A 23,379-nucleotide genomic window follows, 5' to 3' on the forward strand; every position below is an offset into this window, starting at 1 on the left:
TGGTCCTTTGAAAACTGCATTATGCTACTGACAATCCGCGCAGTAGGCGGCCCGAACGGTATCGCCGCATTTGTCGCAAAATGCCTTTATTTTAAACGAAATATCAATAATTTCAGAATGTTCTCATGTTTTTAGGTGGGTAACGTTAACAGAGCGATTTTCTTCAGTCAAGCATTTTCACAGTAGGGCCGAAAAGACAAATTGACATTTGCATTCCCCTGAAAAGTCGGATATGCCAATGCTTGCAATGCAAAAGGAAAGACGCCGTCCCGACGTTTGACAAATAGCGTGGCGCCATCCATACTGTTTGGCAGCAACGCACACGAGCGATGGAATAGACACGTTTTTGCATATGGATGCGGCCACACAAAGCAAGCAAACCCGACTGACATTTTCCGACATCGAACTGGCCCGACAGCTTTTCGGTGAACAGGACGGCCATCTGAAGCGGCTTGCCGATCAATTGGGAATTCATATCCACGCCCGGGGCAACTCCGTCAACCTTAAGGGTGAAGATGAATCCGTCGACCTCTCACGTCGCGTGTTGGAGCAGCTTTACGGTCTGCTCAAGGAAAAATATCCCGTCTACCCCAACGACATCGATTATGCCCTGCGAATCCTGAGAAAGAATCACACCGCCGATTTAAAAAAAATTTTCCTGGATACCGTTTATATCACCGCCAAAAAGCGTGCAATTGCCCCCAGAAACCAAAGCCAGAAGGCTTATATCGAAGCGATCCGCAACTTCGACCTTGTTTTCGGCATCGGTCCGGCCGGAACCGGGAAAACCTATCTGGCCATGGCCATGGCCGTATCCGCACTGAGCAAAGGGACGGTCAATCGCATCATCCTCACGCGGCCCGCCGTGGAAGCCGGCGAATCCTTGGGGTTTTTACCGGGGGATCTCACTGAAAAGGTAGACCCATATCTGCGGCCGCTCTATGATGCGTTGCACGACATGATGCGATTTGAAAAAGTCGCCGCCCTGATGCAAAATGGCGTGATTGAAGTCGCACCGCTGGCATTTATGCGCGGAAGAACGCTCAACGAAGCGTTCATCATTCTGGACGAAGCCCAGAACACCACCACCGAGCAGATGAAAATGTTTCTGACCCGGATTGGATTCAATTCTAAAGCCGTGGTCACCGGCGATGTCACCCAGATCGACCTTCCGGCTGGCAAATCTTCCGGACTCATCGAGGCCAAGGCGATCCTAACCCCGGTCACGGGAATACAATTTATTCACTTCACCAAACAAGACGTCGTCCGACACCGGCTGGTCCAGGATATCATCAACGCCTACGAGTTGCTGGAAGCCAGCCGGAATGCCGAATGAATAGATGGCAGAACCCGAGTTCGCAATGGTATGGAAAGATCCATGGCCGGAATAACCGGTAAATCGATATCACCGGACAACCATGCGCGACCGTAAAAAAGAATCCATCGACCGTTTTTTCAACCTAAGCCCCCATATTCGCTGGGGCTTGCTGGTACTCATCGCGGTCATTTTCACCGTCGCGCTTTACCCGAGTCTGGTGGTGAAAAAGCACCACTACGCCATCGGCGATGTCGTCCAGTCCGACGTCAAGGCATCGCAGGATTTTTTCATCGAAGACGAAAGCGCCACCGAAGCCTACCGCAGGCAGTCCGTGGACAATATACTCACGGTCTACGATCTCAATCCCAAGATTCTAAAAAACACCGTCGAGGGCCTGAACAAAGCTTTCTCTCTGATGCAGGCCGCCTATGAAAGCGAACGCCAAAAAATTGAAGAAGAATCCCGGCCGTTCACAGATCCCGAAACGGTATCCCACCCGGTGCCCGTCGAACCGGCCGATGTGCCCGATCTGCCGATGGTGCCTTTGGCTGAAAGGATGCAGGCCCAGAAAAATCTTTTCGAGGATAAAATCGGCATCGAAGTCAGCGACGGTGCCTTTGCGATCCTTACCGAACATAGCTTCAACGAGGAGATTGCCAGGCTTTTGACCACCATCGTCACCCAGGTGCTTTCCAGAGGGGTGGTGGCCAACAAAGAGGTACTGTTAAAGGAAACGGATAACGGCATCACCCTGCGCAACGTGGAAACCCTGACCGAGACCCACGTATTGAATTTAAAGCAATTTTACGGACCGGATCAGGCCAAGACAATGGTCCGGATCGTGGCCGACCCGTTGGTCAAGGGTATGAATTATGCGCTGTTGAACCTCATCGTGGATTTTTCCCAGCGGATGATTCAGCCCAATATTACCCCGAATATTCATGAAACGGAGGCCAGGAAAAAAATCGCCGCGGAGCAGGTCAAACCGGTTATCACCATGATCAAAAAAGGAGAAATGCTTCTCCGGGAAGGAGAGCGGGTCACCTCTTTGCAGCTTCGCAAGCTGGAAGCAATGGAGGGGCAGGCGGACATCCATCCGGTCCCCCTTGCCAGCGCCGGTGCCGCCACCTTGCTGGCAACCCTGTTAATCATCCAATACCATGTCCGGCTCGAACGTCGGATGACGTCCTTCAACCTCGGAAACAAGGATCTACTTTTTCTGGCGTGCGTCATGGTCGCCTTGATCGTTGTGGTAAAATTTGCGACCACCCTGCCCGAAGATTGGTTTCTCGGGCTGCCGCTGACCCGTCCGGCAAGCCCGATAGGCTTTGGCATCCCCCTGGCCGCCGGTGCCATGATCGTCCGTCTGTTCATGGACAGGGAAACCTCTCTGATCTTTTCCCTGGTGCTGGCCCTGGCGGCTTCCATGATGCTCCAGGGCGGCCTGGAGACCTTCATCTACTTCATCCTGGGCTGCACCATGGCAACCTGGTGGCTCGAAGACTGCCGGGAAAGAAAAGTCATCATCAAAACCGGCGCCAAGCTGGGCCTTCTCAACGCTTTTCTGGCCGTGGTCATTGACCTTTACCTGGGCGTTACGTCGTGGGATTTGCTCCCCTTCGATGCCACCGTGGCCTTTTGGGGAGGGATCGGCGCCGGGATCATCACGGCCGGCATGGCACCGGTGGTGGAAATGCTCTTTCACTACACCACCGACATCACACTGCTGGAGTTGGCCAATCTGGATCGGCCCATTCTGCGCCGGCTGATGCTCGAGGCACCGGGCACCTATCACCACAGTGTGGTCGTGGGCAGTCTTGTCGAGGCCGCAGCCACGGAAATCGGCGCAAATCCGATTCTGGCAAAAGTTTGCGGCTACTACCACGACATCGGCAAGATGAAGCAGCCGCTCTACTTTATCGAAAATCAATCCGACGGTCGGAACAGACACGATAAGCTGGCACCCTCCATGTCCGCCCTGATCCTAATCGCCCACGTTAAAAACGGCGTGGAACTCGCCCGCAAGAACAAACTGGGCCAGGTCATTATCGACGCTATCCAACAACATCATGGTACCAGTACGATCAGTTATTTTTATGAAAAAGCGAAAAAGGCAAAAGGCGAGGAAGCCGTCAAGATAGACGATTTCCGGTATCCGGGTCCCCGACCCCAGACCCGGGAAGCCGGCCTGGTGATGCTGGCCGATGTGGTCGAAGCCGCTTCACGTACCCTGGAAAACCCGACGCCATCACGAATTCAGGGGCTGGTGCAGAACCTGATCAACAAAATTTTCTCCGACGGCCAGTTGGATCATTGCGAGCTGACCTTAAGAGACCTTCACCTCATTGCCAACAGCTTTAACAAAATATTGAACGGTATCCATCACCACCGCATCGAATACCTGGAAAGTACCGGCACCGCCTCCGAAAAGGGAAAACATGCAAATACTGATCGAAGACCGCCAAGGCCGCCACAGGCTGGCGAAAGAAGATATCCGGACGACCGCAAGGCGCGTATTAAGCGCCTTGGGTTGCCCTGATGCCCAGTTGTCCGTTTTGATTGTCAGCGACGAACAAATTGCGGAACTCAACCAAACCTATTTAAACCATGAAGGGCCGACCAACGTGATTTCCTTTCCCATGCAGGAAGGCCCCTTTGCGGACATCACGCCCGATCTGTTGGGCGATGTGGTGATATCGGCGGATACGGCCCATCGCGAAGCCGGCGAAGCGGGAATGGAAACGATGGAACGTTTCAACGAGCTGTTGATTCATGGAATTCTTCATCTGGTGGGATACGATCACGTGAATTCGGAAAAAGAGGCTGCTGCCATGGAACAAAAAAGCGGCGAACTGATGAAATTGATCGGCAAGGAGGAGTGAACATGACGGGCTTGGCAGTGAATATCGATCATATCGCCACGTTGCGGGAGGCCAGAAAGGCGAGCTACCCCGATCCGGTTGCCGCCGCCTTGGTGGCCGAACTGGCCGGGGCCGACGGAATCGTCTGTCATCTGCGCGAAGATCGTCGCCACGTTCAGGACCGCGACGTGCGCCTGCTGCGCAAGGTGGTCCAGACCAAGCTGATTCTGGAAATGGCCGCCACCTCGGAAATGGTGGGCATCGCGCTGGATGTACGTCCCGAACTGGTCACCCTGGTGCCGGAAAGCCGTGAGGAAGTGACCACCGAAGGCGGGATGGATCTGATCGTCCACAACAAGTCCATTGCCGAAACCATCGGCGCCCTCCAGAACAATGGAATTCCGGTGAGCATCTTCATCGATGCGGAACCAGAACAGATCAAATTGGCCCATCAGGCCGGTGCCGACATGATCGAAATCCATACCGGAACGTTCTGCGAAGCCAACGGCAGCGCCCGACGCAGGCAGGCCTTCGACAAAATCGTTGACGCGGCCAAGCTGGCCAAAAAGCTGAAGCTGGGTGTCAATGCCGGCCATGGCCTGTGCTACAACAGTATCAAGGCCTTCAAGGGTTTGTCCGAAATCGACGAATACAGCATCGGACACAGCATTGTCGCCAGGGCGGCCCTGGTGGGAATGGAGCGGGCGGTGCGTCAGATGCGCGAACTCATCGACGCCCTGTAAAGTTTTGCCCGGTTTGCCGGACAGCATGAATGAGGAGAAGGGTATGTACCTGGTGACGGCAGACGAAATGCGTCGAATGGATCGGACCACCATCGAATCCTTCGGCCTTCCGGGCCGCGTGCTCATGGAGAACGCCGGCCGCGGAGCGACCGCATTTTTTCTCAAGGCCATCTACCGGCAGTCCACCGGTCCCGTGGGGGTCGCCGCCGGACGCGGCAACAACGGTGGGGACGGCTTCGTGATGGCCCGTTATCTTTGCCAGAAAGGCATCCCGGCAACGGTCTTTTTATTTTCCCCGAAAGACCGCATCCAAGGGGACGCCGCAGCCAATTTGAAGCTGCTGGACTCCATGGGCGTCCCGGTGGTCGAAATCGTCGACAAGGCCGCCTTCGAAGCTCAAAAATTGCTAATGGATCGGCAGCGGTTCTGGATTGACGCCATTTTGGGCACCGGCCTGTCTTCCGATGTCCGTGGCTATTTCAAAACCGTCATCGATTCCATTAACAACCTGAACCGGCCGGTCTTTTCCGTGGATATCCCCTCGGGCCTCAACGCCGACACCGGTCAGATCTGCGGGGTTTGCATCCGTGCGCAGGCCACGGCCACCTTCGGATTCGCCAAGGTCGGCCATCTTACTCATCCGGGACGATCACTCACCGGGAAGCTGAAGGTAATCGAGATCGGCATCCCGCCCCATGTGGCCGAAACCATCGGTTGCCGGCAGCATCTCATCACTGCCGACATGCTTAAAAACGCATTTCCCTCAAGGCAGCCCACGACCCACAAGGGCCATGCCGGCCACGTGCTGATCCTGGCAGGATCTCCCGGAAAAAGCGGTGCTGCGGCCATGGCGGCCAACGCGTCCATGCGCGCCGGTGCGGGCCTGGTTACCCTGGGCATTCCCAAATCGCTGAATCCTGTGCTGGAGACCATGGTCACCGAACCCATGACCGTGGGCCTGCCCGAAACTGACCAGGGCGCCCTGGACGAATCAGCCTTTGAAAGGGTCCGGTCGCTGATCGAGGATAAACGCTGCCTGGCCATCGGCCCGGGAATCGGCACGGCCGCGTCCACGGGCAGACTGCTGGCGCGCCTGATCGAAGAAAGCCCGGTTCCCATGGTGATTGACGCGGACGGTCTGAACCTTATTGCAGCGGACCCCGCTGTCCTGTCCCGCCGCAAAGCCCCCGTTGTCCTCACGCCCCACCCCGGAGAGATGGCCAGGCTCTGCGGTCTTTCCACCGCTCAGGTGCAGGACGATCGCATCGGTCATGCCCGCGACTTTGCCCAAAAGCATGGGGTTCACCTGGTACTCAAAGGGGCGGCGACAGTGGTCGCCCGGCCGGACGGAACCGTTTTTTTGAACGTCACCGGCAACCCGGGCATGGCCGCAGGCGGCATGGGGGACGTACTGACCGGTTTGATTGCCGGTCTGATCGCCCAGGGGATCGAGATCTTCCTTGCCAGCCGGGCCGCTGTTTATCTGCACGGGCTGGCCGCAGACCGGTTGGAAAGCCAAAAGGCGCCCATGGGTTACCTGGCCACGGAAGTCATGGATACCCTTCCTGAGGCCATCAAGGCGCTTATGGGCGAAAACGGCCGCCTTTTTTGGCCGGAACTGGACGAACTCACCTACCCCACACGGCCTGCTGGAGAATGAACGCCGGATCATCCAATCGACCCGGGGCCTTCGAGCGGGAATTTCTGACCCGGTCAGCCAATCAGACCATGGCCCTGGGTTACGCCTTGGGCAGCGCACTGAAAAGACCTCTCGCCCTTTTCCTGTTCGGCGACCTGGGTAGCGGGAAGACGGCCTTTGTCCAAGGACTCGCCCCGGGACTCGGGGTTCCGGGTACCGTTGCCGTTACCAGCCCGACTTACACCCTGGTCAACGAATATCCCGGCAGGCTGCCTTTATTCCATGTGGATCTCTATCGCCTGCCGTCACCCGCCGACCCCGATGAAATCGGTCTTCTTGAAATCTTCGAAGAAAACGGCATCGTCGCTGTCGAATGGGCTGAACGCCTGCATGCCGGCGACCTCCCCACTTGCCGCCTGGACCTGTTCTTCACCGTTACCGGAGACAGCACCCGCTCGATCCGCATAATTGCATATGGACTTGATCTACCGGATCTGTTAAAGGACATCGACGTTTAATTCCCCGGTATCCATCGATAAAAGTGAGAAGAAAATGGCACTGATCGTCCAAAAATTCGGCGGCACTTCCGTGGCCGATATCCATAGAATTCAAAATGTCGCCAATCGGGTCGTCAAAACCCACAAGCAGGGAAATGACGTGGTCGTTATTCTCTCGGCCATGGCCGGGATCACCGACCACCTGATCAACCTGGCCAACGAGGCCGCGAAAAAACCGGACCGGCGGGAGTTGGACGTTCTGTTGGCTACCGGCGAACAGACCACCGCAGCCCTTCTGGCCATGATGCTCAAGGGCATGGGGCACCGGGCACAAAGCCTGATGGGGCACCAGGCCGAAGTCATTACCGACTGCGAATACGGAAACGCCCGCATCCTGGAGATCGGTACCGACCGCATCCGGCGCCTGCTGGCGGATCGCAACATCGTGGTGGTGGCTGGTTTCCAGGGGACCGACATCAAGGGCAACATCACCACCTTGGGCCGCGGCGGGTCGGACACCTCGGCGGTTGCCATTGCCGCCGCCTTGAAGGCCGACGTCTGCGAAATTTATACGGATGTGGACGGCATTTATACCGCCGACCCGAACATCTGTCCTAAGGCGAGAAAAATCAGCGAGATTTCTTACGACGAAATGCTGAACATGGCCAGCCTCGGCGCCAAGGTTCTGCAGATCCGCTCGGTGGGATTTGCCAAGAAGTACAACATCCCCGTCCATGTCCGTTCATCGTTTTCAGAGGAGGAAGGCACCATGGTTGTTCAGGAAGAGTCCGTACAGGAGCAACTGGTCGTTTCCGGCGTCACGCACGATCTCGATCAGGCCCGCATCACCCTTAAAAAAGTGCCTGACCAGCCCGGCATTGCGGCCAAGATATTCTCACCCATTGCCGAATCCGGCATTCTGGTGGATATGATCATCCAGAATACCCGGGCTACCGGCCAGACGGACCTGACCTTTACCGTTCCCAAGTCGGATTACGAAAAGGCCATGGAGATCGAGAAGAAGATCGCCGAAGAAATCGGAGCGGAGGAGGTATTCGGCGATCCGAATATCGCCAAGGTATCGGTTATCGGGGTGGGGATGAAGAACCATTCCGGCGTCGCCTCGCTGATGTTCAACGCCCTTTCCCGGGAGAACATCAATATCATCATGATCAGCACCTCCGAGATCCGGATCTCCTGCGTCATCGAAGAGAAATATGCGGAACTGGCCGTCAGGGTGCTGCATACGTCCTTCGGACTGGATCGGGAAGATTAATTACCGAAGCCGTAAAAAACCCGATATCGGTGTTAGGCTTCGTCCCTCGTCAGTGCGGAGTACCTTTAGGTACGCCTCCTTCCTCGAGACTCGCAAGCCTTGATCTCGGGCTTTTTACGGCTTCGGTTGATCGTTTATCGTGAGTAATGAAACACTTCTCGCCCGAACAGATCCGTTTTGTGTTTTTTATCTGTGCCGTGGTTCTGGCCTTGGCGCTGTGGCGCTACCTGACCCCTTGAAAATATCGCCCGATAGGGAGAATCGTTACGGTCTTAATACCCCTTGAATTTCCTTGGCGACGGCTTGCGCGGCGGCGACGGGATCATCGGCATCCCGAATGGGTCTGCCGATCACCAGGTAGTCGGAGCCGCTTTCGATAGCCATGGCCGGGGTGACCACCCTAGCCTGGTCGTCTGCTGCCACCTTTTCGCCGGCCGGCCTTATTCCCGGCGTCACCACCTGAAAATCGCGGCCCAACTCCGTTTTAACCGCTTGAACCTCCTGACCGGAGCAGACGATTCCGGCACACCCCGCCTTTTTGGCCATGGCCGCTTTTTTCATGACCAGTTGCCGCAGGTCCGTGGAATAGTCTTTCCGGTATCCCGCCTCGACCAGGTCGTCAGAACTGACGCTGGTCAGTACGGTAACGCCCAATACATTCACGCGCTCCCCGCCACCCTCTACCGCTGCCTCCAGCATCGCCCGGCTCTCCCCACAGTGGACCGTTGCGAAAAAAACGCCCAACTCGGCCGCCCGCGCCATGGCTCGCTTGACGGTCACCGGTATGTCGTGAAACTTCAGATCCAGAAACACCTTTGCGCTGCCCGCCTTGGCGATCCAGTTGACCAGTTCGGGCCCCGACCGGACGAACAATTCGAGTCCGATTTTGAACATGCCCACGTGTTCGGCCAGGAGGGTGACCAACGATTTGGCCCTCTCGGGTTCAGAAACGTCCAGGGGAAAAACGATATAATCCTTGGCTGCTTTCATCGTGCATCTCCTCATACCATTGATTTTCTCACCTGCTGCCTGAATTATACAACCGGATATCCATCGACGCCAAAGGATTCGGCAACGTCCGATGCAACGTTGACAGCAGCCATTAAGCTGTGCCATTTTCGTGGCCGATTGGCATACAGGGTCTACCGATTCAGGTCGGCATACCCCAACGGACAACAACGGCGCCCATGGGGCCAACACTAGGCTTGACCGTAGGCGTTACCCGATCCAGGATTCTCGGGAAAATTCAAATGGACAGCGTTACCATCGTTCTGGTCGAACCCCAGGGACCGCTGAATGTCGGCTCGGTATGCAGAGTCATGATGAACTTCGGTTTTTCGAAGCTGCGTCTGGTCGATCCCTGCTGCGACTATCGCTCCCTCGATGCCCGACGCATGGCGCTTGCAGCCGAGTCGGTCTTGAACGATGCCCTGGTTTTTCCCACTCTGGAAAAGGCACTGGCGGACTGCCACCTGGCCTTCGGCACGACCCGCAGGTTCGGAAAATATCGCCAGGACTTCCTCTCTCCCGAGCAATCCGCGGCCCGGGTTCGGTCCCTGTCGCCGGAAAACCGGGTGGCATTCGTCTTCGGTCGCGAGGACCGGGGGCTGCACACCAGCGAACTGGATCTGTGTCAGTTCTTTGTTACCATCCCCACCCACGACGCCTATCCTTCCATGAACCTGTCCCACGCGGTGGCCCTTGTTCTTTACGAAATCGGCAAAGAAACAGAAGACCGCGGCAATGGCCTTTTCGGAGAAGATCCCCCCGCCCGGGCAAAGGATGTGGAGAACATGTTTCAGCACATGCGGCAAACATTGCTTGACGTCGAATATTTGGATCACCAGAACCCGGACCATATCCTGCGGGCCTTTCGGCGGCTTTTCGGCCGCAACGGTCTCAGCGAGCGCGAGGTTCGGATTCTTCAGGGATTGTGGAGTCGGATCGACTGGATCGAGGGGCAGCGAAGAAAGCTGTCCGGGGAATAACCCTCCTCATCGCAGTGCTAACAGCCCCCCACTGGCCTAGCGTTTTCAATTGCCACCTGCAAAAGGCAGCGCTTCGTCTTAACGGTAGCGGGAGAATCACGCCAGTTTGAACGCCACGACCACCAGTCCCACGACAATGCTGATAATGAAGAAAAAACTTTCGTTGTTTCGCATGGCATCCACAAGGGTGCCGCCGGTGCGTTTCACTTCCGAGTATGCGGATAAAAAGGCCAAGCCCATGATCAGCCAGAAAATCAGCACGGTCAGTATCAGTGTCTGGGTATTCATCCTTTTGTCTCTCCCGATGGCGTCGTTATCGATGGTGGGACTACTGTAGAGGTAAAGACAGACGATTGTCAATTGACTTGGATACAACGCTTGTTTTATTTATCGATGAAATCGTAAAAGGCCTTTTTCGGACGCGACAAAAGGGTGAGCCCCCGAACACATTGGGGATTGTTGGGGGCTCCAGGAGTGAGAGGAGGTAAGATGGAAGCTGAACCTTTTTTTCATCTTCCGACGTTAAAGAACCGGAAGCAGGTAAAAGGTTACATTGTGGTAGTTCTTTTTCTGTCATGCCGGCCCCGTCGGCAAGGAAGGTGATCCAATGCCCCAACCCGTTCCCAGCGGCACGAACCTGATCCGGCGTCTTTTCGAGGACCTGCGATTGCTGTTTCTTCTCATCCGCGATTACAGCAAGGGGCGCTACCGCGATGTCTCCCCGATCTCCGCAGTCGTCTTCACCCTGGCCGTGGCCTATCTGCTGATCCCCACCGATCTCATCGGCGACTTCATCCCCGGACTGGGGCAACTGGACGATGCCGCCCTGTTTCTGGGGTGCCTCTATTTTTTGGAAAAGGATCTTTATCGCTATCGGGATTGGAAAGAGGGCAACGGGCGGAATTGACCGTTACCGAAACAAAGTGCCTGATTCGGCTTGCATGAAACAGTGGCGGGAATCCGGCACATAGAGGCCATCATCGGTACGATCTTCAGGCCGGCACAGCCGGTTTTTCAGTGCCGCGACCAGATCGGACCGCGTTCGAACGGGAACGAAGAAACGGGTAGCGAAGCTCCCCACCTCTTCAATGGTATGGGCGTCGCTGCCGCCGCACTCGGTCAAACCGTAATCGTCGCACCAGCGTTCGACCCCCGCGTTTTCCCTTGCCGTATTGCGGCCATTGAGACTTTCGATGACGCGGCAGCGCCCATCTTCTACAATGCGCGCGTCCACGGGCCGCTCCTTGCGAAACGGGTGGGCCGCGATGGCGATGCCTCCGCTTTGATCGACGATTCGCAGCAGCCGATCCGCCGAAAGGCCGGGATCGAGCGCTTCGAACGGGCCGAAAACCAAAAAGTCTCCCCGGGAGGTGGTGTACTCCATTCCGAAAATCACGACCACGCCGTTTTCCTGCACCCCTTCCGTCAGGGTGTGACGGATGTCCATGGTGTCGTGGTCGGTGATGCAAATCCCGTCCAGGCCGCTTTGCCCGGCGGCGGCCACGGCTTCATCGACGCGCATCCTGCTGCAGGGGGAAAAGGTCGTATGGACGTGCATATCGATTATCATGCCGGCATCATAAAAATTTCAGAGGGAATGGCAAATTTTTTGTTTGGATGTCCGAACGCCCGCCCATAGATTATTTCAATAGAGGGGAAATCGGCCTGCCCCCCCGTTGCGGAAGGTATTTGAATTGACACGCTACAACCGTCCCCTTATAAATGATTGAGAAGTAGACGACAGCGGCGAGGACCTTCATGAAAATTCCGGCGGAAGATCGATCATAGATGGCCAAAAAATGTATTCTGATTCTCCTCGATGGACTTGGCGACCGCTCCTACGAGGAGTTGAACGATCTCACGCCCCTGCAGGCCGCCCGAACCCCCGCGCTGGACCGGTTGGCCCGAGAAGGTGCCAACGGGCTTTACCATGCGGCCCGATTGGGCCAGGCTCTTCCCAGTGAAAATGCCCACTTTTCCCTGTTCGGTTACGACCTTAAGGCCTTTCCGGGCCGCGGTGCCCTGGAAGCATTGGGAGCCGGCATTGCCCTTACACCCGAAACGGTTGCTGTTCTGGCGCACTTCGTCTCGGTGACCGAATCGCCCGAGGGAATGCTTCTTCTGATTGACGGCAAGCCCGACGCGTCGGACAACGAACTTCAAGTGCTGTTCCAAACGGTTGAACATTTCGAAACGGAGAACACCCGAATCCGCCTGCATCCGACCCATGGATTTCGCGGCATTCTCACCCTTGACGGCTCTGTTGCCCCCTTTATCACCGATTCCGACCCCATCGAAAAAGGACGTCTGCTCACTGCCGTGCTGCCCTGGCAGGCCTTTGCCGATGATCGGTCATCGGTGAATACGGCGAATGACCTTGAAGCCTACCTGAGGTGGGCTTATCGCGCATTGAGCCGCCATCCGCAGAACAAAATACGTCGCAAGAAAGGCCGTTTGCCGCTTAACGCCCTGGTCACCCAGCGGGCCGGCCAGCTGAAAGAGATATCCGCTTTCGAGCAAGCCTATGGCCTTAGGGGGCTGAGCATCGCCAGCGGCCTGATCTACCACGGCCTGGCGTCCTACCTGAGGATGGACGTCCGCAAAGTAACCGACAGCGACGATCCGGGAAACGACCTGGCCGAGCGTCTCGAAATGGCCATGGAATCGCTGACCGATTACGACTTTATCCATGTCCACACGAAAATGCCGGATGTGGCCGGACACACCAAAAACCCGCTCTTTAAGAAGCAGGTCATCGAGGATTTGGATAAAGGTATCGGCAGGTTGGTGGAACGGCTGGTCAACGATCCGGAATTGCTCGTCGTGGTCACCGCCGATCATTCGACCCCCAGCGCAGGGCCGCTGATTCATTCGGGCGAGGCGGTGCCGTTGATCTTCTGCGGTCCGGGCGTCCGTCGGGATGCGGTGCGGCATTACGATGAAATCAGCGCCGCCTGCGGTGCCCTGGGGCCGGTGCGGGGAAAAGAACTCATGTACCTCATCGTCAACCATCTGGATCGGGCCAAGTTGCATGGGTTGATGGATACGCCGGTAGACCAGCCCTTTTGGCCGGGCCATGCTCAACCCTTTTGTATAGCGGAACGAAAAAATAAGGATGGAATATGAACGCACCCCAGCCGCCTTATGAAACCGGTGTTATCCACGGTCGGTTCCAGGTATTGCACAACGACCACCTCCGGTATCTGCTGGCCGGGAAAGAACGATGCCGCCGGCTGGTGGTGGGGATCACCAATCCGGACCCTTTCACCACCAAAAAGGAAGAGACGAATCCCGAACGAAGCGATCCGCTGGCCAATCCGCTGACCTATCACGAACGCTATACCATGGTCAGGACCGCGCTCATCGAGGCAGGGGTGGACGACCGTGACCTGGATATCGTTCCCTTCCCCATCAACATGCCCGAACGCTACCGCTTCTATGTCCCCATGGATGCCGTCTTCTTTATCTCCATCTACGACGACTGGGGCCGACGTAAACACCGCTATTTTACATCACTGGGATTGAACACCTATGTCCTGTGGGAAGTCCCGCCGGAAAAAAAGGGAATCAGCGCAACCGATATCCGCCGGTCGATCGTCGACGATCGGCCTTGGCAGCATTTGGTTCCTGCCTGCGTACCGCCGCTGTTGGAACGATGGAAACTGCGCGAACGCCTCAAAAATCGTTGATCGGCATTTATCCGCCCTCTTTTAATTTCTCGATGGCTTCGCGGGCGGCTTCCTGCATTTCCTCGTCATCGTCTCCGGCAGCCACACCTTCCAGAAACGGCAGGGCCGTTTGGTTGCCCGACTCGCCCAGAACATGCAGCAGATCGCCTTTGACCATGTCGTCCACCTTCTCGAAAAGAGCGGTCAGCGGCTCGACGATTTCTTTGGCCAGCCCGGCGTCCACTTCGGCCAGGGATTCGAAAGCCACCATGGCCCCCAGGCGCACGGACCAGCGGGGATGGGCCAGAAGATCGATAAAAGCACCGAAAATCTTACCACGCTGGCTCATCATGCGGGCCACGCCCTCGGCGTCCCCCTCTTCGATCATGCTCCGCAGCGCGTCGGCGCCCAGATTGGCCGGATCGCGGTCCAGCATCAGGGTCACCAGTTCGGCGGCATCCACACTGCCGGTCCAGCGGAACTGACCGTCCAGGATTACCGTGGGTGCAGCGCTGACCTTGTCTTTCACGGCGGCATCGGGGAACAGTTCGCCGTCGATGACCGTCACCCGCACCTGTTCGCTTACGGCCGCCAGACCCAGCAGGAGCGACACCACATTGGGGCAATGCGGGCAAAACGGCGTAACGTAAACCTTGACCAATGCCGGCAAGGTCAGCTGCGCCAGTCGCTCGCGCACCTCCGCGGAAACGCGGTCCGAAAAGGCATCGGCATCAGCCAACAATTCCAGAAATGGCTCTAGTTCCCGATCATGCGGAATGGCCTGGTAGGTCACCCGGCTGCCGACCAGCAGGCTGGGAAGCGTAACCGGTGCATCACCGTCTTTCTTTGCATTAACGCATGGGGCCAGGTCAGCCATCATGCCGGCAAAATCCTTGAAGGCTTCATCCATGGCATCGCCGGTGGTGGTGTAACGAAGGGGAATGTCTGCATCCCGTCCTTTTCCCCACTTACGGATCCGATCCTTTGCCTGCTCAGTTATCCTTTCTGTCATGTCACCTTTCCCGTTTACCGAAACTGAATCGATCCCGTAATAGACGTAAGGTGGCCGGATTGACCTTCAGGTGCGGTAGCTCGTCCTGCACCACCCAGCGGGCATCGGCGGCGTCGTCCGCAGCCCGGGGCGTTCCGCTGACATAATCAGCATCCAGATCCACGATAACGTAATGGTATTGGACGATGCCCCGCTCGTCTTGCTGAATGGTATCGAAAACCAGCACCGGTTCGCCGGCGCGGATGACCACCCCGGTCTCTTCCAGTACCTCGCGCTCGGCCGCCTCCTGAAGGGTCTCCCCCAGGCGGACGCTGCCGCCCGGTATGGCCCACATGCCCTGGGCCGGCGCCTTTGCCCGCTGCACAAGCAGGACGGCGTCGTCTTTGAAAACCACTGCGCCAACCGCCGGACGGGGTGTATCGGGGTAACTTCCGCCTGCTTCCGGATCACATTTCATGGGATCAATATTTCCTTGTAACGTCACCAGGTACCGTTGGCAGTGTCCGTCCAGAAATAGGAAAATTTGGTCGAGATCAAGGCGCACGACCAATTTTAGCTCTGGTTTTACCACAGGTGCCCGAAGGAAATGCCCTTGGGGTGCATATGGTTGATATTTCGAGGATAAAATTTTTCGTGCAACAAAGATATCGGCCAAGGGTGAAATTGGCTTGGCCATTTCTGGATGGTCACTAGGTATCACCATTTCCTGATGGCTTCAATTTGAATTTGCTCCAACCGCCATGGGGGATCATTGACGCTCCGGATATTTTCTGATAGCTGCAACAGCGTCCCACGCGATGCATGTAGGCTGTGAGACATCATCGGATTCTTAACCGGGTGAAAGGCCATATGGACCAACTGCTGGAAGAAAAACACCGTATTGTGCGTCAGTCGGTGCGCCGTTTCTGTGAACGGGAGTTGCGGCCCATTGCCGCCCAGATCGACCAGGAAGCTCGGTTCCCTTGGGAAGTGGTCGAAAAGATGGGCAAGCTGGGCTATTTTGGGATTCAGGCTTCGAAAGAATTGGGTGGCGCGGGCCTGGATGCCGTCAGCTATGCCATCATCGTCGAGGAGATTTCGCGGGTCAGTGCCGCCATCGGTCTTTGCGTCACCGTTCACAACTCCGTGGCCCTTTACCCCATCTTGGCCTTCGGCAATCCAGAACAGATCGAACGCTGGGTTCCGCCTCTGGCCCGGGGAGAAAAAATCGGCGCTTTCTGCCTGACCGAACCCAATGCGGGCTCGGATGCCGGGGGTATTGAATCGACGGCCATCGTCGACGGTGACAATTACGTGGTCAACGCCAACAAGGTGTTCGTGACCAACGGGGGTGTGGCCGACATCTGCCTGATTTTCTGCCGGACCGATCCGGCCGCCGGGCATCGGGGCATCAGCGTCGTGGTGGCCGAACGCGGCGCGGCCGGTTTTGTGGTGGGCGACCTGGAAGATCTTTGCGGAATGCGGGCCAATCCGGTCAGTTCCATACGCCTTACCGACTGCCGTATCCCGTCGGGAAACCTTTTGGCCAAAGAAGGCATGGGGCTGAAAATCGGCTTGGCCGCTTTGGACACGGGTCGCATGGGCATCGGCGCCCAAGCGGTGGGGATCGCCCATGCGGCACTGGAGGAGGCGGTCCGTTACGCTCGGCAGCGCCAGCAGTTCAAAGTCCCCATCGAACGCCATCAGGCCATCCAGACCATGATCGCCGACATGGCCACCCAGGTGGACGCCGCCAGGCTGATGGTTTACCGGGCGGCAACCCTCAAAGAGCGGAGCCTGCCCTTTACCAAAGCGTCGGCCATGGCCAAGCTGTTCGCCTCCGAGGCGGCTGACCGGGTCACGGACCTGGCCGTTCAGATCCACGGCGGCTACGGGTACAGCAAGGCCTACCCGGTGGAACGCTACTACCGCGATGCCCGCGTAACCCGTATTTATGAAGGCACTTCAGAAATCCATCGCATGGTCATTGCCAAAAGCGTGATGGACGAATAGAAAAAAGGAATCGCCTCTTGCACATTGTCGTCTGCATCAAATCCGTGGTTGTCGAGGCCCCCAAAGGAAAAATCATACGAACGCCCGATAAGTGCGCCCTCAACCCCTTCGACCGGCCGGTTCTGGAGATCGCCCTGCAACTGAAGGCCGCCCAAGGCGGGTCGGTTACCGTCCTTTCCATGGGACCGCCCAGCGCTGAAGCCAGCCTGCGAGAAGCCATGGCCGCAGGGGCGGACCGGGCCTTGCTTCTCTGCGACCCGGCGCTGGCCGGTGCGGATACCCTGGCCACTGCGACCGCCCTGTGTGCCGGAATCGGCAGCCTGGCTCCTTTCGATCTGGTGCTTTTCGGAACTCGCACCTCGGACAGCGACACCGGTCAGGTCGGCCCCCAGACGGCGGTGCTGCTGGACCTTCCCATGGTTTCCGGGGCCAGGCAGATCGAGGTGGAGGCTAACACCCTCACGGTCTCGCGCGATCTGGACGGCATCCTGGAGACCTACGCGCTGGACATGCCGGCGGCGCTCACCATTCATCCGTCGGCGTCCACACCGAGAGATCCGGAACTGGGCAAGATTGTCGAGGCTTTTGACGAAAAAACCGTAGAATCTATTACCATCGGCCAATTGGGACTGGAGCCGGCGCAGGTGGGCGATGCCGGATCCCCCACGCGGGTGCTGTCCATGAAGACCGTAACCCGAAAGAGAACATGCCAATGGATCGAAGGGACCTCGGACGCCCAAGCCGATGCCCTGGTCAAAAAACTGGTAGAGGCGGGGAAAATCGGCTGACTTGCAGCCGGACTGCACAAACGACTACCGAAAGACAATGATGGTGCCGTCATCGTGAACCATACCAATTTTTCAACCGACAACCGAGAGATAACTTTGGACGCCGCATCATCCGGCCAAATCTGGGTATTCGGAGACCTGCGCAGCCGACAATTGCTGGACACCAGCCTCAAGGTTCTGGCCAAAGCCTCGGCCCTGGCCGAAAAAACCGGGGACCGGGTGGTCCTGTTCATACTGACGCCCGGGAAGAAAAGCCTTATGACTGTTTCGGGAGACGACGCCTGCACCGTTGAAGGTTCCGTGGAAGAAAAGGCTTTTGCCTGGGGGGCTAATGCGGTCTACTACTTCGAAAACAAATGCTTTGCCACCCCATCGCCCCATCTTTTCGCCGATGCCCTGAATCCCATACTCAAACAGCACCGCCCCCGACTGGTGGCATTCCCCCTTACCGACTTCGGCCGCGAACTGGCGGCCAGGACCGCCGCCGCCGCCCGTGCCGGCCTGATCGCCGACTGCGTGGAACTCCTGCCGGGTAAAAACGGCAGCGTGGTGGGACTCTGCCCGGCCTGGGGGGGAGAAATCATGTCCGAAATCACCTTTGCTCCCGGCTACGAAATGGGATTCGCCACCATACAGCCCCATGGAGCGGGCATCAAGAACGAGACCGCCTGTAAAGGTGAGGTGGTCCACGAAGCCGTCGAAGATCTCCCTGGAAAAAAAGCCATCCGGTTGCTCTCTTCGCAATGGTCGCCTCCCGCCGGAGCCGATCTGGAAAACGCCGACACCGTGGTCGTCGGAGGGGCCGGATTGGCAAGCATGGAGAATTTCGGACTGGTTCGACAGTTGGCTGCCGCGCTGTCCGGACAGGTGGGGGCGACCCGGCCGCCGGTGCTCAACCACTGGGCGGCCGAAGACCGGCTCATCGGCCAGACCGGCAAAACCGTGCGCCCCAAGCTGCTGATCTCCGTGGGCACTTCGGGAGCGGTGCAATATACCGCAGGCATCACGGAGGCCGAAACCATCGTTGCCATCAACCGTGATCCGGCCGCACCCATCTTCCATTTGGCGGACATTGGCGTTGCCGCCGATGCGCCCACGTTCCTGCCGCTGCTGATCTCACGGGTCCGGCAGGCGGTCATGCGCCGGTTGGCCGATGACATTTGCACGGATGAAGCCGAGTCCTCCCGCAAAAGCGGATTCGGTGCAAAACTGAAGGTCCTGCGCGAGGCCCGGGGCTGGTCGCAGGAGCAGTTGGCCGAAGCTACCGGACAGACGCCGGACTTCATCGCTGGCGTCGAGGACGGCGAGTTCTCCCCGCCGGTGGCGTTTATCCTGCGGCTGGCCAATGCCTATGGCGTCGATCCGGGAACCTTCCTGCGCGATGAGGAAAAAACACAGATCCTCGACCAGCGAACCCGGGCCTATGTTAAACGCACCCGCAACTACTCTTACCAAACATTGACGTCCGGTGCCGAAAACGACCACCTGCGCGCTTTCATGGTCACCATCGAACCGCACCACGATCATAAACCGGTGGCCTACAAACACGAAGGGGAAGAGTTCATTTTCGTCATGGAGGGGGATCTGGAATTCACCCTGGGAAGCAAAGTGCATAACCTGAAACCGGGCGAGTCCATTCATTTTCATTCCAATATCCCCCACAAACTAAAAAGTCTGTCCGCCGAAATGACACGATGCCTGGTGATCCTCTATACGCTATAGAAAATCGTGGGACTTAAAAATGGCTGATTCTGAAATCCGATGACAGTTGGGATGAAAAGCGATCAAAAACGTCCCTATATCGGGGTGGCGGTCATCGTCGTCAGGCAGGGACGGGTGCTGCTGGGCAAACGTATCAATGCCCACGGTGCGGGAACCTGGCAGTTTCCCGGGGGCCACCTGGAGTACGGCGAATCCATCGAGGCCTGCGCTCGGCGCGAACTGATGGAAGAGACGGGTCTGTCCATCGAATCCTTACGCCTCGGACCGTTTACCAACGATTTTTTCGAAGCCGAGAAAAAGCACTACGTGACCCTTTTCGTCATCGCCGATCAGACCACGGGCGACCCCGTGGTGAGAGAGCCGGACAAATGCGAACGCTGGGGTTGGTTCCCCTGGGCGCAGCTTCCCAGCCCTCGTTTTCTTCCCATCGTCAATCTGCTCGAACAGAATTTCACCATCGACCCGCCGCAATCCGGTGAAGAAACCGCAAAAAAGCCGCGCAAAGGAGAAAGATCCCCATGACGAACGTCCCGTCCCCCGTTTCAGTCCATGGCGGCCACAGCGGGCAGTTCTGCTGCCACGCCAACAATTCCCTTGAGGAAATCGTGCGGGCCTACATCGATCTGGGCTATCCGTGGGTAGGAATCACCGAACACATGCCCCCCGCATCGGATGCCTATCTATACCCAGAGGAAAAGCAGGCCGGGCTCGATGCCGACGCCCTTATGGAGCGCTTCGCCGAGTATATGACCGTCTGCCGTAGTCTGCAGGCCAAATACGTGGACCGCATCGAAATCCTGGTGGGCTTCGAAACCGAGTATTACGAGGGAAGCATAGACCTGGCCCGCAGACTGATCGGGCAATTTTCTCCTGACTACGTGGTGGGTTCCGTCCATCATGTCCAGGAGATCCCCTTCGACTACAGCCCGAAAAAATACCGGGAGGCGGCGGATCGCTGCGGTGGGCTGGACGAGTTGTACAACGCCTACTTCGATCAGCAGTTCGAGATGCTCCAGGCCTTGAAGCCCAATGTGGTCGGCCACCTGGATCTCATTCGCATTTACGATCCCGGATACAGCACTCGCCTGGTCAAACCGAACATCTGGGGAAAAATCCTGAGGAATCTGGAGTTGGTCAGGCAACTGGGACTGATTCTGGACTTCAACCTGCGTCCGCTGTCAAAGGGGGAGAAAGAACCCTATCTGTCCGCCCCTATATTGAAGCAGGCCATCGATATGGGAATCGACGTGGTTCCGGGCGACGATTCCCACGGAGTCGATACCATCGGCCGATACATGCCCACTGCCATCGAAATGCTACAGGCGGCCGGGGCGCGGACCAACTGGCGCAGGCCCGCAGATCGGTCCTGACCAGGCGATCATAAATCGTTATGGAGTAAGGCGATTTACGCTTTTCGTGCCTTGTGCTTTGGTTGCTTTGCCGGTCTTGGTGCGTCTTTGCATTTATGAACAGGGATGCGAAGAACTCATTGCCTTTCGGGCAACACTTTTTTGTTGCGATCCTCATTGGCTTCGGGTATTCGGTTTTCGTCGGGAGTAATGGCTGAGGATTCCGGTTCCAACGCTTGTGAGACCGATTCAAAGCCGGCAATTGAAGGTTCCGCCCTCCCGGTCACTTCCAATACCAACGGGTCCGAAAACGACCTTCGCTGCATAGACCTCCGGTCTCCACCTCGCCGTCGTTCCGGATGATGGTTCTTTGAGGGGATCCATCTTCTGTCAAGCCCTGCCCTGCGGCAAGGTGTTCGGGCTGCATCATTGCTTTGATGCGGCTGCATTTCGGTCTTGTTCGTAAGCTTTTCATCCATTTCCATTATAGTACGTTCAAACTCCTCGACATTGAATTTTATCACCAGGGTTGACAATTCGCGCCTCATCCTTCCCAATGAATCGGGAATATCGCCGCAGTATCCGACGGGGGCGCGTGGGGGATCAAAACTTAGGTTGCCCTCCATATCTATTTATCGGCCCGAGGGTAAAAAACCTTAATACCCGGCAACACCTCTTGACAGCCATATCGTTTTTTCTTACAGTTTTTTTCAAAAGAGTTTTCGCCTTGCGGCTGCCCGACAACAATCCGTCGGCAGCCTGTAAATAATGCGCCCGAAGTACCGATAAATCAGGAAGCGTCTGGTGATGAACGGCAACGCACTCCCTTTTACCAACCGGCGAACTTTTCTTAAAATGAGCGTCTCCGCTGCGTTGTCCCTTCTCCCCATCTCAGCGATGGCGGTTCAAACCCCTGAGCATCAAATCCTCTCTTTCTACAACATTCACACGGGAGAATCGCTTTCCACCTGCTACCGCTCCCATGGAAAACTGATTCACCGTGCGGTTGGAAGAATCAGCACCATCATGCGGGATCACCGCACCGGCGAAATCAAGCCGGTGGACCCCGACCTGCTGGATCTGCTCCACCGCATCGTCATGGAAATCAATACATCCGAACCGATCAGCATCATTTCAGGATACCGTTCCCCGGAAACCAATGCAGCCCTGAGAAGAGTCACCCGAGGCGTCGCAAAAAACAGCCTGCATATGAAGGGGCGCGCCATAGACATCCGAGTCCCGGGATTCCGGACGGAAGAAATCCGGGAGCTTGCCGTTGACCTGCATTCAGGCGGAGTGGGATATTATCCCTCCTCCGATTTCGTACATCTGGATACGGGTCCGGTGAAGGTCTGGTAGATCGTTTTTCGGTGATATTCTGGCAGCTTGACATTTATCCAGCGATCCTTTATGCTCATTCTCATAGTGCGTTGCGGCTTTCTTGCTTTTGTTCTCATCGCTATTCTTCGAAATTTTTTAATTGCGCCATGCTCATTTTTACACGGCAACGCCATTTGAGCCGGTTACCCTGCGGTATTCAGGCATAAAAAACCAACCGAGTTGCTGCTCGCATATCCTTCAGGATCGCCGATCCATCGGGCGGCGCCTCGTTCTTTCTCAATATATTTTACGCGACAGGCTGTCGAAGAACCGACGGGCTGTTGAGAGGTAGACAATTGCCCACCCTTTACAAGGAGGACGTAAGCTTATGAAAAAAGCAGCCAAGGATCTAAAAGTCATCGTAAGGCAGCTAAACGCGCTGGCCAAAAAAACCGAAACACTGGCCAAAACGTTAGACAGCGCCCCTAAAAAAAAGGTCGCCAAGAAAAAAGTGGCAAAGGCCGCGAAAAAAAAGGCGGCCCCGAAGGCCAAAGCAGGCACACCCACCGACAAGGTTCTCACCATCATGAAACGGTTTAAGAAAGGAATCTCCGTTGAAGCGTTGCGGGGAAAATCCGGTTTTACCGAAAAGCAGATCAGCAATATCGTTCACCGCGCCTGTCAGAAAGGCAAAATGAAGCGGATCGGTCGGGGAATTTACTCGGTGTACGGCCTGTAATCGGTTTTTTTAACCGGTTCAGTAGACGATAATTCGAACATGTAAGAGGGGATTGTAGGGTGGTCCGGCCATGGGCCGGAAAGGTCTTGTGCAGGGGAGGAGTTCACCTTTATCCAGTGGCAACCAGGCTTCGAGACCGGGATGTTTACTTATTTTCAAGGAGACCGCAGAAATGGCAAACGGTGTAGTAAAATGGTTCAGTGACAAGAAAGGGTTTGGTTTCATCGAACAGGAAGACGGTCAGGGCGATATTTTCGTCCATTTCTCTTCCATTCAGGCGGAGGGTTTCAAAACCCTCTCGGAGGGAGACCGGGTGACCTTCGACGTGGAGCAAACCGACCGTGGCCCGGCTGCTGCCAATGTGGTAAGAGTGTAGCAAAAGAGCAGGCTGACAATTAAAGCGGCGCCCCTGTCCGGCAGGAGGCGCCGCTTTTTATTGGCAATGATTCATAAAACCTTCATCTTCT

24 protein-coding genes are annotated in these 23,379 nt (G+C 56.6%); 19 read left to right on the top strand and 5 right to left on the bottom strand.

Translation table 11 applies throughout. The features are described from left to right. Window positions 1-352: 352 nt before the first annotated feature. The 7 genes from GN111_RS07600 (at window position 353) to GN111_RS07630 (ending at window position 8,334) form a co-directional block, all read left to right on the top strand. Window positions 353-1,336 (top strand): PhoH family protein, encoded by a 984-nt coding sequence (locus GN111_RS07600; protein ID WP_155303181.1) that lies wholly within the window; start codon window positions 353-355, stop codon window positions 1,334-1,336. Window positions 1,337-1,418: 82 nt separating this feature from the next. Further along, window positions 1,419-3,857, top strand: coding sequence for an HD family phosphohydrolase (locus GN111_RS07605; protein WP_155303182.1), 2,439 nt, complete (start codon window positions 1,419-1,421; stop codon window positions 3,855-3,857). Continuing rightward, window positions 3,757-4,200, top strand: a complete 444-nt coding sequence (ybeY, locus tag GN111_RS07610) for an rRNA maturation RNase YbeY (protein WP_155303183.1) — start codon at window positions 3,757-3,759, stop codon at window positions 4,198-4,200. The genes GN111_RS07605 and ybeY overlap by 101 nt, the downstream gene beginning before the upstream one ends. Window positions 4,201-4,202: 2 nt before the next feature. Beyond that, on the top strand, window positions 4,203-4,922 hold the full coding sequence (locus GN111_RS07615; protein ID WP_155303184.1) for a pyridoxine 5'-phosphate synthase: 720 nt from the start codon (window positions 4,203-4,205) through the stop codon (window positions 4,920-4,922). Between the two features lie 43 nt (window positions 4,923-4,965). Next, window positions 4,966-6,582, top strand: a complete 1,617-nt coding sequence (locus GN111_RS07620; protein WP_155303185.1) for an NAD(P)H-hydrate dehydratase — start codon at window positions 4,966-4,968, stop codon at window positions 6,580-6,582. Beyond that, window positions 6,579-7,079: a tRNA (adenosine(37)-N6)-threonylcarbamoyltransferase complex ATPase subunit type 1 TsaE gene (gene tsaE, locus GN111_RS07625; protein WP_155303186.1), complete on the top strand. Its 501-nt coding sequence runs from the start codon at window positions 6,579-6,581 to the stop codon at window positions 7,077-7,079. Before GN111_RS07620 ends, tsaE begins: the two co-directional genes overlap by 4 nt. Before the next feature lie 34 nt (window positions 7,080-7,113). Then, window positions 7,114-8,334 (top strand): aspartate kinase, encoded by a 1,221-nt coding sequence (locus GN111_RS07630; protein WP_155303187.1) that lies wholly within the window; start codon window positions 7,114-7,116, stop codon window positions 8,332-8,334. A gap of 264 nt (window positions 8,335-8,598) precedes the next feature. Here the strand turns inward: GN111_RS07630 and pyrF are convergent, their stop codons facing one another. Continuing rightward, window positions 8,599-9,324: an orotidine-5'-phosphate decarboxylase gene (pyrF, locus tag GN111_RS07635; protein WP_155303188.1), complete on the bottom strand. Its 726-nt coding sequence runs from the start codon at window positions 9,322-9,324 to the stop codon at window positions 8,599-8,601. Between the two features lie 260 nt (window positions 9,325-9,584). Between pyrF and GN111_RS07640 the strand changes: the two genes are divergently transcribed. Continuing rightward, window positions 9,585-10,322: an RNA methyltransferase gene (locus GN111_RS07640; RefSeq protein WP_155303189.1), complete on the top strand. Its 738-nt coding sequence runs from the start codon at window positions 9,585-9,587 to the stop codon at window positions 10,320-10,322. 96 nt (window positions 10,323-10,418) lie between these two features. On the opposite strand, the gene GN111_RS07645 is transcribed toward GN111_RS07640, so the two are convergent. Then, entirely contained in the window at window positions 10,419-10,610 is a 192-nt protein-coding gene (locus GN111_RS07645) for a hypothetical protein (protein ID WP_155303190.1), read from the bottom strand. A 319-nt stretch (window positions 10,611-10,929) separates the two neighbouring features. On the opposite strand from GN111_RS07645, the gene GN111_RS07650 reads away from it, so the two are divergent. Continuing rightward, window positions 10,930-11,229 (top strand): YkvA family protein, encoded by a 300-nt coding sequence (locus GN111_RS07650; protein WP_155303191.1) that lies wholly within the window; start codon window positions 10,930-10,932, stop codon window positions 11,227-11,229. A gap of 3 nt (window positions 11,230-11,232) precedes the next feature. On the opposite strand, the gene GN111_RS07655 is transcribed toward GN111_RS07650, so the two are convergent. Beyond that, window positions 11,233-11,892, bottom strand: coding sequence for a PHP domain-containing protein (locus GN111_RS07655; protein ID WP_155303192.1), 660 nt, complete (start codon window positions 11,890-11,892; stop codon window positions 11,233-11,235). A 218-nt stretch (window positions 11,893-12,110) separates the two neighbouring features. Between GN111_RS07655 and GN111_RS07660 the strand changes: the two genes are divergently transcribed. After that, window positions 12,111-13,448 carry a BPG-independent phosphoglycerate mutase family protein gene (locus GN111_RS07660; protein WP_155303193.1) on the top strand — a complete coding sequence of 446 codons (1,338 nt, stop codon included), beginning with the start codon at window positions 12,111-12,113 and terminating at the stop codon, window positions 13,446-13,448. Then, window positions 13,445-14,011: a nucleotidyl transferase family protein gene (locus tag GN111_RS07665; protein WP_155303194.1), complete on the top strand. Its 567-nt coding sequence runs from the start codon at window positions 13,445-13,447 to the stop codon at window positions 14,009-14,011. Before GN111_RS07660 ends, GN111_RS07665 begins: the two co-directional genes overlap by 4 nt. A 7-nt stretch (window positions 14,012-14,018) precedes the next feature. Here GN111_RS07665 and GN111_RS07670 read toward each other — a convergent pair whose 3' ends face one another. Both GN111_RS07670 and GN111_RS07675 read right to left on the bottom strand, forming a co-directional pair. Beyond that, a complete protein-coding gene (locus GN111_RS07670; protein WP_155303195.1) occupies window positions 14,019-15,002 on the bottom strand; it encodes a thioredoxin family protein in 984 nt (327 codons plus the stop codon). A gap of 1 nt (window position 15,003) precedes the next feature. Continuing rightward, entirely contained in the window at window positions 15,004-15,459 is a 456-nt protein-coding gene (locus GN111_RS07675) for an NUDIX hydrolase (RefSeq protein WP_155303196.1), read from the bottom strand. Between the two features lie 392 nt (window positions 15,460-15,851). Here GN111_RS07675 and GN111_RS07680 point away from each other — a divergent pair, with 392 nt between their 5' ends. From GN111_RS07680 to GN111_RS07715, 8 genes are all read left to right on the top strand, one after another. Continuing rightward, window positions 15,852-16,994 carry an acyl-CoA dehydrogenase family protein gene (locus GN111_RS07680; protein ID WP_155303197.1) on the top strand — a complete coding sequence of 381 codons (1,143 nt, stop codon included), beginning with the start codon at window positions 15,852-15,854 and terminating at the stop codon, window positions 16,992-16,994. Window positions 16,995-17,011: 17 nt separating this feature from the next. Next, on the top strand, window positions 17,012-17,782 hold the full coding sequence (locus GN111_RS07685; protein ID WP_155303198.1) for an electron transfer flavoprotein subunit beta/FixA family protein: 771 nt from the start codon (window positions 17,012-17,014) through the stop codon (window positions 17,780-17,782). A 54-nt stretch (window positions 17,783-17,836) separates the two neighbouring features. Next, the gene (locus tag GN111_RS07690; protein WP_231715697.1) at window positions 17,837-19,504 is read left to right on the top strand and encodes an FAD-binding protein; all 1,668 of its coding nucleotides are present in this window, start codon (window positions 17,837-17,839) and stop codon (window positions 19,502-19,504) included. 51 nt (window positions 19,505-19,555) lie between these two features. Then, the gene (locus tag GN111_RS07695; RefSeq protein WP_155303200.1) at window positions 19,556-20,026 is read left to right on the top strand and encodes a nucleotide triphosphate diphosphatase NUDT15; all 471 of its coding nucleotides are present in this window, start codon (window positions 19,556-19,558) and stop codon (window positions 20,024-20,026) included. After that, window positions 20,023-20,874: a histidinol-phosphatase gene (locus GN111_RS07700; RefSeq protein WP_155303201.1), complete on the top strand. Its 852-nt coding sequence runs from the start codon at window positions 20,023-20,025 to the stop codon at window positions 20,872-20,874. The genes GN111_RS07695 and GN111_RS07700 overlap by 4 nt, the downstream gene beginning before the upstream one ends. Before the next feature lie 786 nt (window positions 20,875-21,660). Continuing rightward, complete coding sequence (mepK, locus tag GN111_RS07705) at window positions 21,661-22,212, top strand: peptidoglycan L,D-endopeptidase MepK (protein WP_155303202.1); 552 nt, start codon at window positions 21,661-21,663, stop codon at window positions 22,210-22,212. A gap of 349 nt (window positions 22,213-22,561) precedes the next feature. Beyond that, complete coding sequence (locus GN111_RS07710) at window positions 22,562-22,912, top strand: hypothetical protein (RefSeq protein ID WP_155303203.1); 351 nt, start codon at window positions 22,562-22,564, stop codon at window positions 22,910-22,912. A 172-nt stretch (window positions 22,913-23,084) separates the two neighbouring features. Beyond that, window positions 23,085-23,288, top strand: a complete 204-nt coding sequence (locus GN111_RS07715; protein WP_155303204.1) for a cold-shock protein — start codon at window positions 23,085-23,087, stop codon at window positions 23,286-23,288. Window positions 23,289-23,379: the final 91 nt, after the last annotated feature.

This window comes from Desulfosarcina widdelii (assembly GCF_009688965.1).
Taxonomy (GTDB): domain Bacteria; phylum Desulfobacterota; class Desulfobacteria; order Desulfobacterales; family Desulfosarcinaceae; genus Desulfosarcina; species Desulfosarcina widdelii.

Coding starts and splice junctions, on each gene's coding strand:
- GN111_RS07600 (WP_155303181.1), top strand. CDS start 353: ATGGATGCGGCCACACAAAGCAAGCAAACCCGACTGACATTTTCCGAC.
- GN111_RS07605 (WP_155303182.1), top strand. CDS start 1,419: ATGCGCGACCGTAAAAAAGAATCCATCGACCGTTTTTTCAACCTAAGC.
- ybeY (WP_155303183.1), top strand. CDS start 3,757: ATGCAAATACTGATCGAAGACCGCCAAGGCCGCCACAGGCTGGCGAAA.
- GN111_RS07615 (WP_155303184.1), top strand. CDS start 4,203: ATGACGGGCTTGGCAGTGAATATCGATCATATCGCCACGTTGCGGGAG.
- GN111_RS07620 (WP_155303185.1), top strand. CDS start 4,966: ATGTACCTGGTGACGGCAGACGAAATGCGTCGAATGGATCGGACCACC.
- tsaE (WP_155303186.1), top strand. CDS start 6,579: ATGAACGCCGGATCATCCAATCGACCCGGGGCCTTCGAGCGGGAATTT.
- GN111_RS07630 (WP_155303187.1), top strand. CDS start 7,114: ATGGCACTGATCGTCCAAAAATTCGGCGGCACTTCCGTGGCCGATATC.
- pyrF (WP_155303188.1), bottom strand. CDS start 9,324: ATGAAAGCAGCCAAGGATTATATCGTTTTTCCCCTGGACGTTTCTGAA.
- GN111_RS07640 (WP_155303189.1), top strand. CDS start 9,585: ATGGACAGCGTTACCATCGTTCTGGTCGAACCCCAGGGACCGCTGAAT.
- GN111_RS07645 (WP_155303190.1), bottom strand. CDS start 10,610: ATGAATACCCAGACACTGATACTGACCGTGCTGATTTTCTGGCTGATC.
- GN111_RS07650 (WP_155303191.1), top strand. CDS start 10,930: ATGCCCCAACCCGTTCCCAGCGGCACGAACCTGATCCGGCGTCTTTTC.
- GN111_RS07655 (WP_155303192.1), bottom strand. CDS start 11,892: ATGATAATCGATATGCACGTCCATACGACCTTTTCCCCCTGCAGCAGG.
- GN111_RS07660 (WP_155303193.1), top strand. CDS start 12,111: ATGGCCAAAAAATGTATTCTGATTCTCCTCGATGGACTTGGCGACCGC.
- GN111_RS07665 (WP_155303194.1), top strand. CDS start 13,445: ATGAACGCACCCCAGCCGCCTTATGAAACCGGTGTTATCCACGGTCGG.
- GN111_RS07670 (WP_155303195.1), bottom strand. CDS start 15,002: ATGACAGAAAGGATAACTGAGCAGGCAAAGGATCGGATCCGTAAGTGG.
- GN111_RS07675 (WP_155303196.1), bottom strand. CDS start 15,459: ATGAAATGTGATCCGGAAGCAGGCGGAAGTTACCCCGATACACCCCGT.
- GN111_RS07680 (WP_155303197.1), top strand. CDS start 15,852: ATGGACCAACTGCTGGAAGAAAAACACCGTATTGTGCGTCAGTCGGTG.
- GN111_RS07695 (WP_155303200.1), top strand. CDS start 19,556: ATGAAAAGCGATCAAAAACGTCCCTATATCGGGGTGGCGGTCATCGTC.
- GN111_RS07700 (WP_155303201.1), top strand. CDS start 20,023: ATGACGAACGTCCCGTCCCCCGTTTCAGTCCATGGCGGCCACAGCGGG.
- mepK (WP_155303202.1), top strand. CDS start 21,661: ATGAACGGCAACGCACTCCCTTTTACCAACCGGCGAACTTTTCTTAAA.
- GN111_RS07710 (WP_155303203.1), top strand. CDS start 22,562: ATGAAAAAAGCAGCCAAGGATCTAAAAGTCATCGTAAGGCAGCTAAAC.
- GN111_RS07715 (WP_155303204.1), top strand. CDS start 23,085: ATGGCAAACGGTGTAGTAAAATGGTTCAGTGACAAGAAAGGGTTTGGT.